Origin of the sequence: Psychrobacter sp. W2-37-MNA-CIBAN-0211, assembly GCF_040309405.1 — a bacterium.
Taxonomy (GTDB): Bacteria; Pseudomonadota; Gammaproteobacteria; order Pseudomonadales; family Moraxellaceae; genus Psychrobacter; species Psychrobacter glaciei.
In genome coordinates, this window is the sequence record NZ_JBEOOU010000018.1 from 43,092 (window position 1) to 55,207 (window position 12,116).

The 12,116-nt window shown below is 44.9% G+C and carries 8 protein-coding genes and 1 pseudogene; 3 read left to right on the plus strand and 6 right to left on the minus strand.

All coding sequences use genetic code 11. The features are described from left to right. Positions 1–106: 106 nt before the first annotated feature. Both AAEY72_RS13395 and mrcB read right to left on the minus strand, forming a co-directional pair. Entirely contained in the window at positions 107–952 is an 846-nt protein-coding gene (locus tag AAEY72_RS13395; RefSeq protein ID WP_352310906.1) for a tetratricopeptide repeat protein, read from the minus strand. A gap of 33 nt (positions 953–985) precedes the next feature. Then, positions 986–3,463: a penicillin-binding protein 1B gene (gene mrcB / locus AAEY72_RS13400; protein ID WP_352310908.1), complete on the minus strand. Its 2,478-nt coding sequence runs from the start codon at positions 3,461–3,463 to the stop codon at positions 986–988. Positions 3,464–3,867: 404 nt separating this feature from the next. Here mrcB and AAEY72_RS13405 point away from each other — a divergent pair, with 404 nt between their 5' ends. After that, positions 3,868–6,717: a heavy metal translocating P-type ATPase gene (locus AAEY72_RS13405; RefSeq protein ID WP_352310910.1), complete on the plus strand. Its 2,850-nt coding sequence runs from the start codon at positions 3,868–3,870 to the stop codon at positions 6,715–6,717. A gap of 225 nt (positions 6,718–6,942) precedes the next feature. Here the strand turns inward: AAEY72_RS13405 and AAEY72_RS13410 are convergent, their stop codons facing one another. Then, positions 6,943–7,665 carry a Bax inhibitor-1/YccA family protein gene (locus AAEY72_RS13410; protein ID WP_010199412.1) on the minus strand — a complete coding sequence of 241 codons (723 nt, stop codon included), beginning with the start codon at positions 7,663–7,665 and terminating at the stop codon, positions 6,943–6,945. Positions 7,666–7,996: 331 nt separating this feature from the next. On the opposite strand from AAEY72_RS13410, the gene AAEY72_RS13415 reads away from it, so the two are divergent. Together AAEY72_RS13415 and AAEY72_RS13420 are read left to right on the plus strand one after the other, a co-directional pair. Beyond that, positions 7,997–9,001 (plus strand): NAD(+) kinase, encoded by a 1,005-nt coding sequence (locus AAEY72_RS13415; protein ID WP_010199415.1) that lies wholly within the window; start codon positions 7,997–7,999, stop codon positions 8,999–9,001. 38 nt (positions 9,002–9,039) lie between these two features. Continuing rightward, positions 9,040–9,351, plus strand: coding sequence for a YeaC family protein (locus AAEY72_RS13420; RefSeq protein WP_010199419.1), 312 nt, complete (start codon positions 9,040–9,042; stop codon positions 9,349–9,351). Positions 9,352–9,455: 104 nt separating this feature from the next. On the opposite strand, the gene AAEY72_RS13425 is transcribed toward AAEY72_RS13420, so the two are convergent. The 3 genes and pseudogenes from AAEY72_RS13425 to AAEY72_RS13435 form a co-directional block, all read right to left on the minus strand. Next, the gene (locus tag AAEY72_RS13425; protein WP_352310912.1) at positions 9,456–9,830 is read right to left on the minus strand and encodes a HopJ type III effector protein; all 375 of its coding nucleotides are present in this window, start codon (positions 9,828–9,830) and stop codon (positions 9,456–9,458) included. Positions 9,831–10,031: 201 nt separating this feature from the next. After that, a pseudogene (gene csrA / locus AAEY72_RS13430) lies at positions 10,032–10,199 on the minus strand (carbon storage regulator CsrA); the annotation flags it as partial. Between the two features lie 360 nt (positions 10,200–10,559). Continuing rightward, the gene (locus tag AAEY72_RS13435) at positions 10,560–11,846 is read right to left on the minus strand and encodes an aspartate kinase (protein ID WP_352310914.1); all 1,287 of its coding nucleotides are present in this window, start codon (positions 11,844–11,846) and stop codon (positions 10,560–10,562) included. Between the last annotated feature and the right edge of the window lie 270 nt (positions 11,847–12,116).

Sequence of the window (12,116 nt, forward strand, 5' to 3'; positions counted from 1 at the left end):
AACAGTTTGCATGCCTTGCTTGGCTCTTTTAACTTTTATAAGTATTTAACAGTCACGAACTTTTGATGCTTGTGAATGCAGTCCTGCTCATTTAGATGCTAACTAACTAACGCAATGCTCGCTTTGCTTCGCTGACTACGCGTGAATTGCTTTGAGCTTGTCCTGATTGCAAAATGACTTGCCAGAGTGCCCGTCTACGATTGGCATTTTGCGAGACGGCAAGACCACGGCGCGCCATTGCTTCTGCCTTGCGCGGCTGGTTCTTTTTGAGGGCAACTTGTGCCAAGTAAAAGTATACCGCCGAGGATTTTGGTGCAAGTCGCTGGGCACGGGTAAAGCTACTCTCAGCACTGGTCAATTTTCCTGATTTTAACTGACCGATTCCCGTTTGCATGAGATTACGAAATGCTGGCAAATCACTGTTATTAGTGGCCACTTGCTGACTTCTTTGCTGCGAATTTTGGCGCGCGCGCTCCAACAGTTCATTGTGTGACGGCACTGAGGGTTCGGATATCATATAGTCATCAGGAGAAGGCGTAATAATCGCGGCGTCGGGCGTTGTAAATACGGGACTAGGCGGTGTGTTAGGCTCTGTAAATACTGGGGTCTGCTGCGTCAATGGGTTTGTCGCTGAAGATGATTCGGACGGCGTATAAGGGTCGACAGGGTAGTTGTTTTCGTTATCATTGTCATAGCCCCTGCTATCAATGATTGGTGCTTGAGTCGCAGGCGTTATCTTGGTAACCGATGAGGGTGCTTTTGGATCTTGCGTTGCTGGCACCGTTTGAACAGGCGTTGTGTTCGTCGCATTAGGCACCGTCTGACAGGCGCTCAAGCTCATCATGCTGACGAGCGCACTGACAGCAAGGACAGAGTTCACTAGCGTGGTTTTTTTAGTCGCGCGCATAAAGTATTGCTTGACGGATACGCTCTGCTGTATAGATGACACCATGTTAGAACCCTCTTTTAAGTTTTAAAAACAATTTTAGAACCATTCAACCGCACGGTCGTACCAAGTGTCAGCACCGTTCTGCGCATCACTATCATTTTGGTTGTCAGTATCAACGGCTTCGCCATTTGGAATGTCTAAGCCTTCGCGGCGGCGTTGCTGATTGATAGCGCCTTGCTCACTCTGTTCTCGAGCGCTATCTTGTTGATACAACCCAATGGCGCAACTGCTGGCTTCTTCGGGTAAATGCGCAGACATCACTGGTAGATAGCGTGCATCAGCACAGCGCTCATTTGACAGCTTGCCAGAATTGTTTTCAAGCCATAACCATTCAATACCTTCAGGCTCAGGTAGTGATACCGGTGTTAACTTTAAGCGACTCATATAGTCGACCCATACTGGTAATGCACCCGTACCGCCGCTTAGACCAATTGGTTTGTTATCATCACGACCGACCCAAACCACGCTGACATAGTTACCACTGTAACCAGCAAACCAAGCATCGCGGTAATCGTTTGTGGTGCCTGTTTTACCCGCGAGATTTAGGTTACTACCAAGTGATTGTGCTCGTTTAGCCGTTCCGCTGGCGACCACTTGCTGTAGCGCGTAATTGGTCAAAAAGTTAGTCTCAGGTGGAATGCTACGCTGCGTATTAAGTCCTGTACGCTGTAAAATACGACCGCGATCATCAATGACACTACGAATGCTGTGAATAGGTGTCCGAAAGCCACCCGTAGCAAATACTTGATAGATACCAAGCATATCCATGGGGCTAAGATTGACAGAACCTAGCAAAGCAGAAGGATAGGGCGATATTTTCTCTTTAATACCCATACGCTGTAGCTGCTTGGCAAAAGTATTGATCCCAAATTCCATGCCTAAGCGTACCGCTGCTTGGTTATAAGACTGAGACAGAGCGGTGGTGAAGGGGACATAACCATGATCGCGATTGTCATAGTTTTTTGGATTCCATTTCGTACCGTCATTTAGATTGACCGTAATCGGTGAATCATCGACGGAACTCGCCAAATTATAGCGACCACTTTCGAGCGCTGTCATATAAATGATTGGCTTTAACAAAGAACCGACTTGACGTTTGGCATCGACAGCACGGTTAAAGCCGGTAAATTCACTGCCGCTACCGACTACGGAGACCAGCTCGCCAGTCTCTGGATTCGCACTGACCAAGGCCCCTTGTAAGTCTTTGGTTTTGCTGCTACTACGACGTAGCTCGCCCAGTTTTTTATCGACTGCTTTATCAGCAGCTAGTTGGGCAATAGGGTCGAGCGTACTGATAATCGTCAGACCTTCGTTTTTGAGGTCATCAGAATAATAGACGGTATTCAATTCACGTTTGACGATATCGAGAAAATCAGGAAACTGGCTTTTACCTTCGACAGGCTTATCAACGATACCCAGCGATCTCTCTATGGCTTTATCATAGTCTGCTTGACTGAGCGTACCCATCTCTAGCATGTTGCTAAGAACAATGTTACGACGTGCTTTTGAATCGTTTGGATGGCGACGTGGATTATAGACACTTGGGCCTTTTGCCATACCGACGAGCAAGGCTTGCTGATCTAAACGCAGCTCGTTCAGCGGTTGATTGAAATAAAACTGTGCTGCCAAACCAAAACCATTGATAGAGCGGTTGCCGTTTTGTCCTAAGTAAATTTCGTTTAGATACGTTTGCAGAATTTCATCTTTGCTATAATGGAGCTCAAGTAGCACAGCCATCAAGGCTTCATTGGCTTTGCGTTTTAGGGTGCGATCTGAATTTAGATAGAAGTTTTTAATTAGCTGCTGGGTGATGGTCGAACCACCTTGTCTCGAGCCACCAGAGAAGTTATTGATGACTGCGCGAGCGATACCACGTATCGATACCCCTTTATGCTCATAAAAGCCGCGATCTTCTGTGGCTATTAACGCATCAATTAATGGCTGTGGCACCTCATCTAAAGAGACGACCATACGATCTTCATTGCTGTCTGGGTAAATGCCACCGATACTAACTGGCTCAAGGCGAATAATGCCGCTCTTAGCTGGTAAAGTGCTTTGAATCGACTCAATTTTATTACCGGCAATCGTCATTTTGATGACTTGCTCAGTGTCTATATCGCTAGAGCTATAGGTAAAACCGCGGGTATGGATAAAATAAGTATTGCCGGACTTACGATAAGTACCAGTGCGATCATACGCCTTATTGCTTTGATAATTAAGCAGCTCAAGCCATGTCTTAATCGTGCTGTTATCGACATTGGCACCTTGGTAAAGCTCAAGCGGCTGCGAGTATACCTTGGCAGGAATATCCCAACGCTTACCTTCGAACTTGTGGGTAATGGTGCGATCAAGCTTGATCAAATACAGCGCCAGTAGCACCATGCCAGCAATAATGACAATTAATAAAATACTACTAAACACCAAGCCGCGCTGCTGAGAGGGTAGCGTGCTGACAGAAGGCGTAGATGGCGAAGAGAGCTTGGCGTTTGGTAGCTTAGAATTATATTTTTGCACGGATGATGCACCATTTAGGGATAAAAAACTGCCTCATAATGACGCAAATTGACAAATTTTTCAATCTATCATCATCAACGCAGGCATTCATTGGGATTACACTGTGAGGGGTTATACTACTCACAGCACTGGCTTATAGTATAATCGATCTGTTGACGGCTATGTTTATACGAAAACACAGCGCGCTTTTAATTTGCTCTGTGGATGCCATATAAGATAACAATTTACGATTATTCTAACGATGTTTTTTTTATGAATTAGCGGTTGATTCTCCCTCTGTGCTAGCAGTGCCGAACCTATTTAAAATAGCTGTTTTAAGTAAAAGTAAGCACGTTTGATGATAGCAAGTTTACTCAAAGCGAATTAGGTTCGAGCAAACCTGTCTAAAGGAAGTAAGCGCGATTATGTCTAGTGCCCCCTCACCAATGCCAACCTCCAGCCATCATTATGAAGACAACTCTATCACAGAAGGGTTGGTGCTGCCCCTTGCTGGTCATTGTTTTCACTGCGGCGATCCAGTGCCGCAGCCGCCATTTTATGCCGATATATTGGGTAAATCCCGTGAGATGTGTTGCATGGGTTGTCAATTGGCGTCTCAAAGCATCGTTGAAGCTGGGCTTGAGCAATATTATCTCGATCGCTCGGAAATCAACCGTACGGCAAGTTTGCCCACCCAGCTGACGCGGCTCGAAGCCTATGATCACGATGAGATAAAGTCACAGTTCGTCTATGCTCAAGATGGTCTGTCGGTGGCAGAATTGTCCGTTAATAACTTGCGCTGTGCTGCCTGTACATGGCTCATCGAATCGCGTCTTTATGAGATTGATGGCATCAGTAAGTGTCAGGTCAATTTGACCAATCAGCGTATGCGCGTCATTTGGGACCAGAATAAGCTGCCTATCAGCCGTATTCTAGCCGTTATCAATGAAATAGGCTACGAAGCCAAGCCTTACCGTCAAGATACCCATGAAGCAATGCTGGCTAAGCACAATAACAAGATGCTGCTACGCCTAGGAATTGCTGCTCTTGGCGCGATGCAAGCAATGATGTATGCGGTCGCATTATATTTTGGTGAATATAGCGGGATGTTGATATTACAGCGCGACTTTTTGCGTTGGGTGTCGTTATTCGTCAGTATTCCCGTGTTCTTTTATGCGGGCATACCGTTCTTTACGTCTGCATGGTCGGCAGTTCGCGCGCACCAAGTCAATATGGATGTACCGGTCAGTATCGCCTTGATTGTCACTTTTTTCGCCAGTTTGTACGCCACCATTACTGGACATGGTCAGACCTATTATGATTCGGTCAGCATGTTTATTTTCTTCTTATTGGCAGGGCGTTATATCGAGCATAATGCCCGTCTAAAAGCGGCGACGATGGCCAATGACTTAGTAGTGGTGGAGCCAGTTTTAGTACAAAAAATTGCTGAAAACAAAGAAGACGCTGCGCTCATTTTGCAGCAGTTACAACAAAATGCCTTTGATAAAGTAGATACGAGTACTATTAATCAGGCAGTTCATGAGACAGGTGTTAAAAGTCCAATCAGCGCTGTGGCAAGTGCTCCGACAAAGTACACGCCCAATTTTATGCAGAGTATGGACGCCAATGTCCATCAAATAACCAATCGTATAGCTCAAGACTGGCAACAAACTAGCCGTCAACCAGACATATCAAAGCCAGATTTATTAAAGCCAGATTTATTAAAGCCAGCGTATGGCGCAGAACAAAAACAGATGGTGACCGCTCAAAGCTTACAAGTGGGTGATATCATCATGGTTGAGGCTGGGTCTGAGATTATAAGTGATGGTATTTTGCTTAGTCCAACTGCGACCGTCTCCCAAAGTCTGCTGACGGGCGAAGGTGATTTAATCATCAAGACCCAAGGCGACTATATCGTCGGCGGCGCGCAAAACGACAGTCAGCCGTTTGAGATGCTGGTCACGGCACTGCCAGAAGACAGTCAGATTGGGCTGATTGATCGGCTGATGAACCGTGCCATGAGTGAAAAGCCCAAACTGGCACAGCAAGCGGATAAGCTGGCTCGTTGGTTTGTGGCGCGGATTTTAGTGTTGTCAGCATTTGTGTTTATCGGCTGGTATTTTGTCGATCCAAGCCAAGCTATTTGGGCAACTGTCGCGGTATTGGTCGCTACTTGTCCTTGCGCTCTGTCACTAGCCACGCCGATTGCTTTGACTGTCTCTACCAATCGATTGGCCAGCTATGGATTTTTGACCACGCGTGGTCATACGCTGCAAACTTTAGCAGAGATTACTCATGTGGCCTTTGATAAGACAGGGACATTGACTTATGGCAAGCCAAACTTACTGAACATTGAGCTAATAAAACCGGTCAGCCAAAATGAAAACGCTGACTCAAGCGCATTGCCTTTGCAAAAAGACCGTTTTTTAGGTATAGCGGCTGCCTTAGAAGTAGGCAGTCGCCATCCGATTGCTCATGCGCTACTGACTGCCGCTTATCAATTACATCTGCCACCCACTCAAGCCTTGCAGCATTATCCAGCAGGCGGGGTAGAAGCCATGATTGATGGCGTTCTATATCGTATTGGTCATATGGATTTTGCTTTGGATAAAAGCGCCACTGGTGAAAATGTAGACAATGATTTAACGATTGATTTACTGAGCCATCGTGCCAGCTCAGCGGTTGTGTTGTCTTGTCAAACAAGCTCCTCAAGTGGATGGCAAGCGCTGGCGTGTTTTTACTTTAGCGATAAAGTGCGTGATAACGCCCGCTCAATGCTGGATACGCTCAAAGACTTAGGGATTGAGTCTGTGATGCTGACGGGCGACCCCAGTCCACAGGCGCTGGTCATGGCGGAGAGTTTGGGCATGCAGTCGGCATATAATGGTTTGTCGCCAACGGATAAGGTCAATCATATCCAGCAGCTGCAAGCGCAAGGGTCAGTCGTGCTGATGGTTGGTGATGGTATCAATGATGCGCCCGTGTTGGCAGCAGCAGATGTGTCGACTTCGATTGCTGGCGCAGCAGATTTGGCGCAAGTGTCGAGTGACAGCATCATCCTTAATGGACAAATAGAAGCCATTACAGCTGCCAAGCGTATCGCGGATAAAACGGAACGTATCATCAAACAAAACTTCCGCTGGGCATTGGCTTATAACAGTATTGTATTATTGCCTGCCGCGTTCGGTTATGTCCCACCTTGGCTTGCCGCCATCGGAATGTCATTGAGCTCGTTATTCGTGGTATTAAATGCACTGCGTCTAAAACGCGCTTAGTATCAGCCTTTCAGGGCAGGGCTATTTTTTGCCAATACATGGCGAAAGTGTCTACCCTAGAATAACTAGGCGTCAAAAATTTCACTGCGTATTGTCTAAAAAATAGCCACTGCCAGTACCACATTTGAATGTTTAACAGACCCTAGTTCCACCCATAAAAAAACCGCCTTTAGCAAAAGACGGTTTTTTTATTTTACGTGTCATTATTATTAGATAGGTTTTACATTAGTCTTGTAGGTAGCTGAGGAGACGCATAAATTCGATATACATCCATACTAGCGTCGCAAGAATACCAATACTAAATAACCATTCGTAGTCTTCAGAAATACCAGCTGCTACGCCGCGATCAATGTTATCAAAATCAAGTAATAGCGTAAAAGAAGCGATAACAATCACAAATAAACTGAAGCCAATAGCGATAACGCCACCTTCAAATAAGAAAGGTAAGCTCGAACCGAAAGCTAAAGAAAGTACCCATTGCGCAACATAAACGAGCATGATGGCAATAAGCGCTGAGGTGACGATAGAGCGGAATTTCTGCGTTACCTTAACGAGACCAGAGCGATATAGCCCTAGCATAACGGCTGCTGTCACAAAGGTTGCACACATTGCAGTTACTGGCACGCTTGGATACATTCTCATAAAGAATAGCGAGATGCCACCCAAGAAGATACCTTCTAAGAGTGCATAAGGGACGGCAAAGGTTTTGGCCTTTTGCGGTTTAAAAGTGATAAAAATCGCGAGACCAAAAGCGGCAAACATACTACCGAAGGCTGCCATGGTGATAAAGCTTTGTGATAGACCTGCCATCAGCGCATAAAAGAAAAAGCCGATACCAGTGATAGCAGATAAACCAAGCAACAAGCTGGTCTTTTGGATGACACCTTTGACGGTCATCGGCTGACCGCCGATCGCAAGCTCTGCGCGACTGACAATAGGATTGGCCATACATATGTCCTTAATTAAAAATGATATAAATTACTGCTACTTTAGCAAAAGCTCGGTTATTGTCAACTGTGTTTGCGTGACGGCTGTCGAGGCCTGATGCAGCTACGGTATGACTTATTTGTGTTTGATGGGCAATGATGCTCAGTAGCGCTGTAAACACGCTATAAAGGGGCTATAAAGGGGCTATAAAGGGGCTATAAAGGGGCGTGTAATGGTAGATATATGGGGTCGATTACGACAGTTAACAACGATAATTGATAAAACATGCTAGTTTAAGCGCTCATTTATCGCTATCATTACTCTGTAATTTACCGTTATTCCGAGTCGTTTTATGGAAAACTCCGCGCAGTCCGAAAGATTGCCACACTTACATGAATCAGAGCTGTTCCACGCCATCAAAAACCCTGCGTTTCGGCGTATTGGGCTAATGGGGCGCGCAGGCAAGCGCAGCGTCACCCAAAGTCTGGTGCAGATTGCCCAAACGATCAATGAGATGAATCTCACCTTGATCATGGACATGCAAACCGCCCATCTACCAACCTTGGATCTCACTGAGATCGAAAAAGTCAAAATCGTTAAGCGTAGCTTGATTGGTGAGATTTGTGATTTGGTCATCGTCGTCGGTGGTGATGGTTCCATATTGCATGCTGCTGAAGCACTGGCACGTTATCGCGTACCTGTGTTGGGTGTCAACCGTGGTCGTCTTGGCTTTTTGGCCGATGTTAAACCTGATGAAGCTGCTTTTAAATTGCGTCAAGTATTGATGGGCGATTATCAGTTGGATCATCGGTTTCTACTGACGATGGAGATACGAGAAGGGCGCAACATCATCCATGAAGATATGGCGCTCAATGATATCGTATTGCATGCGGGTAAGTCGGTACATATGATTGATTTTCAATTGAAAATTGATGGTCATGATGTCTATAGGCAACATAGCGATGGCTTGATTGTTGCGACGCCTACTGGCTCGACAGCCTATGCACTCTCTGGTGGTGGGCCTATTATCCATCCGAGTATGGATGCGATATGTTTAGTGCCCATGCATCCGCATACCTTATCCAGCCGTCCAATTGTGGTCAGTGGTAATAGCGAAGTTTGTATTCGTATCCATGAGGACAATCGCACGCAACCGATGGTTAGTGCAGATGGCAAACCAAGCATACCACTCGATCAAGAGCAGCGGCTTTATATTCGTAAGCACCCTGATAAGCTGACGCTGCTGCATCCACCAGGGTTTGATTTTTATGAAGCCTGCCGTACCAAATTACACTGGAATGTCCATGCCGAAGAATTCAGTCTTGATATCGATGATGATATTATGGATGATGAATAAAAGCAGTTGTCGTATAAAAAATAGTAGCGGAGAATAATATGGACAAGCAAACAATATTAGCAACACTAACGCCTGACATGGTCGATAAATTTCGTATGGCTATTGAGCTTGGCAAATGGCCGGATGGTCGCAAATTAACGGCTGAGCAGCGCGACACCTGTATGCAAGCAGTGATGGTTTGGGAACATGAGCATCTACCTGCTGCCGAGCGTACCGGTTATATTCATAAACCCGTAAAAGACAATGGCTCCATCGTCGGTGCTGAATGTGATGTGGAGCACGAGCATCATTATCCCAATATGCCCAATCCTAAAGGTGCTATCCAGCCGGTTAAATTTCTTGATAAATAATTTTTGTGATATATAAGCAAGAGTATCGCTAATCACAGCCGTAGTTGCTCAATAAAAAAGCCACGCTATATAATAGCGTGGCTTTTTTGCATGCTCAAAAATAATTAAAGTGCAGTGGTATCAACACTAGGGCGAACGGTCAATGGATTTTTTTGCATCAAAAACCCTTGCCAACCCCAATGTAAAAAGTTGCGAATATTGGCGTGGTCAGTACCGTTAGGCGTAGCTTGAACCTTGACATAGTGTTCGCCGAATAGCTTTAGCGTGTCCAACTGATTCAGACCATGGTGCTTAGCAAAACCAAAAATCTTCGCACTGCCTTCATTTTCACCCGCTGCATTATGCACCATACCATTAACGAAAGGAGCGGGCGCATAGCGATAAAAATCATCAATAAAACTGATGACATCATTGAATCCAATGGCTTTTTTATTCAAACCATTAAGTAGAGCCGATACATCTGATTGGCGGATACTCATAAATAAATGACCTCAGAGCAGATTAAAAAATCAAAAATACAGTATTTGTGTACACTGCTTATAAAAATATAATGCTTATATATATTCAATAATAATTATTGATTAAGCGTTAACTGTTATAGCTTAGCGATTGAAATAGTCTTCGTCATCAAATGAAGGCGCAAAACTGCCTTGCTCAAGATGCTGCATTTGCGACTGTACAGAACGCTCATGCTGAATACGTTGATAAATTTCTTCGCGGTGTACGGCAATGTCTTTTGGTGCATTAACACCGATACGCACCTGATTGCCTTTAACGCCCAAGACAGTCACACTGACCTCGTCGCCAATCATTAACGTTTCGCCCACGCGGCGTGTCAAAATTAACATGCGTCACACTCCTTATGTCGCATCAACAGATTATTACTCATCAGATTACATCTCAATTGCAGGACATTACCATCGCACTAGACATCTCTTGTATTTAACTTACAAGCTACTATGTCTAAAGTTAGGCGAATAGCGGTAATGATAGGTAGATTCATTTAGCCCAAATGAAAGCCCCATTATAGGGGGCATAACAGATACTGTCACGGGTTTTCACAAAACTATTAGCTATATACGAACCAGAGCAATAATAAAAAATAAAAATAGGATCTAATAAGACCCTATTTAATTAAATTTTACTAAAAGTAATCAATAGCTTTTTAATTGATAACTACTAACTCTGGCATATGCTCGTTATAGCATTTATAGCCCAGCGATTTTGCTTTCACCATCTTCACGATCAAGGCCAAATGCGGTGTGTAATGACTTAACGGCTTTTTCCAAGTGTTGGTCTTGAATCAGCACAGACACTTTGATTTCGCTGGTCGATATCATTTGAATATTAATGTTGTTTTCGGCTAAGGTTTGGAACATTAGGCTGGCAACACCTGCGTGTGAGCGCATGCCAACGCCAACCAATGAAACTTTAACAACTTCGCTGTTGCCTGATATCTCTTTGGCACCAATTTCATCTTTGACTTCTTCATTAAGCACTTTTAGCGTCTTATCTAAGTCAGTGCGATTAACCGTGAAGGTAAAGTCGGTAGTACCATTATCCGAAAGGTTTTGGACGATCATATCGATTTCGATATTGGCACGACCAATTGGGCTTAAGATAGCAGAAGCGATACCAGGGTGGTCAGGCACGCCGCGTACTAAGATTTTTGCTTCGTCTCTATTGAACGCGATACCTGAGATGATTGCCTGTTCCATATTGTCTCCTTCGTCTATCGTAATTAGGGTGCCCACGTTGTCTTGAAACTCTTGGTCAAAGCTGCCGTCAGTATTTTCATCAAAGCTAGAAAGTACACGTAGTGGCACGCCGTATTTACCAGCAAACTCTACTGAGCGAATCTGTAGAATTTTAGAGCCAAGACTTGCCATCTCAAGCATTTCTTCAAAGGTGATTTTTTCAAGCTTTTTGGCTTTTGAGGTAACGCGTGGATCAGTGGTATAGACGCCATCGACGTCGGTATAAATCTGACACTCATCAGCACCCAAAGCCGCTGCAATCGCAACGCCTGTCGTATCAGAGCCGCCGCGCCCTAGTGTGGTTGCATTGCCTTCGTCGTCGATACCTTGAAAGCCTGCCACAATAACGATATTGCCAGCATCTAGCTGCTCGCGTATGTTTTTATCATCGATACTTTCGATACGCGCTTTGTTGTGCGAGCTATCGGTCCTGATCGGCACTTGACGACCAGTAAATGAACGGGCGCCAATACCAAGCTCTTTAATCGCCATGGCCAGCAGTGAGATAGAAACCTGCTCACCCGTTGAAACCATTTGATCGTATTCACGAGGGTCAGGCTGAGAGCTAATTTGGCGGGCCAGATCAATCAAACGGTTGGTTTCGCCGCTCATGGCAGAGACCACGACAACCACTTGATGACCATTGTCATGCCAGCGTTTGACTCGTTTCGCGACGTTTTTGATGCGGTCGATACTGCCCATTGAGGTGCCGCCATACTTCTGTACTATTAACGCCATAAAAATCTACCTATTATTCAATAATGACCTTTTATTATCATCGATAAGAGTCAACACGATACTCGTCAATGTTTATATAGATAAAGCCAGATTATAAGAGTTACGCCCTATGTCTTTCATTCATATAGTGGTATTTGCTTCAACCTCAGTGAATGAGTAATATCTTCAAACGTCGACCTTTATACCATATCTACAGCGTAACTTTAAGTCTCAGTACTGCTTAGATATATGGCGATTGGTTATAATGGTTATAACCAATCACGTATTCTA

Excerpts from the sequence above, each read along its gene's own strand:
- AAEY72_RS13395 (WP_352310906.1), bottom strand. The coding sequence starts at position 952 with ATGGTGTCATCTATACAGCAGAGCGTATCCGTCAAGCAATACTTTATG.
- AAEY72_RS13405 (WP_352310910.1), top strand. The coding sequence starts at position 3,868 with ATGTCTAGTGCCCCCTCACCAATGCCAACCTCCAGCCATCATTATGAA.
- AAEY72_RS13410 (WP_010199412.1), bottom strand. The coding sequence starts at position 7,665 with ATGGCCAATCCTATTGTCAGTCGCGCAGAGCTTGCGATCGGCGGTCAG.
- AAEY72_RS13415 (WP_010199415.1), top strand. The coding sequence starts at position 7,997 with ATGGAAAACTCCGCGCAGTCCGAAAGATTGCCACACTTACATGAATCA.
- AAEY72_RS13420 (WP_010199419.1), top strand. The coding sequence starts at position 9,040 with ATGGACAAGCAAACAATATTAGCAACACTAACGCCTGACATGGTCGAT.
- AAEY72_RS13425 (WP_352310912.1), bottom strand. The coding sequence starts at position 9,830 with ATGAGTATCCGCCAATCAGATGTATCGGCTCTACTTAATGGTTTGAAT.
- AAEY72_RS13435 (WP_352310914.1), bottom strand. The coding sequence starts at position 11,846 with ATGGCGTTAATAGTACAGAAGTATGGCGGCACCTCAATGGGCAGTATC.